The organism is Bowmanella dokdonensis, from assembly GCF_017254865.1.
In the GTDB taxonomy this organism is placed as follows: Bacteria; Pseudomonadota; Gammaproteobacteria; order Enterobacterales; family Alteromonadaceae; genus Bowmanella; species Bowmanella dokdonensis.
The window spans coordinates 1-285 of sequence record NZ_JAFKCV010000393.1; the positions used below are offsets into that span (position 1 = coordinate 1).

Annotated in this window: 1 pseudogene; it reads left to right on the forward strand. The window is 52.3% G+C overall.

Annotated features, from left to right (window positions below):
- Positions 1-285: pseudogene (locus J0A66_RS23045) on the forward strand (ribonuclease R); the annotation flags it as partial.

Here is a 285-nt window from a genome sequence, read left to right on the forward strand (position 1 = left end):
TTATTCAGCGGCCGATGAAACGCGTGAACGCCGTGGGTAAGATTATCGAAGTGCTCGGCGAGCATATGGCGCCTGGCATGGAAATCGAAATGGCGTTACGGACTTTCGATATTCCGCACAACTGGCCCAAAGAGGTTGAGAAGCAGGTTCAAGGCTTAGCCGAACAGGTACCGGAAGAGGCCAAGCAAGGAAGGGTTGATCTAAGGGCAATGCCTTTGGTGACCATTGACGGCGAAGATGCCAGAGATTTTGATGACGCAGTGTACTGCGAACCTCTGGATGATG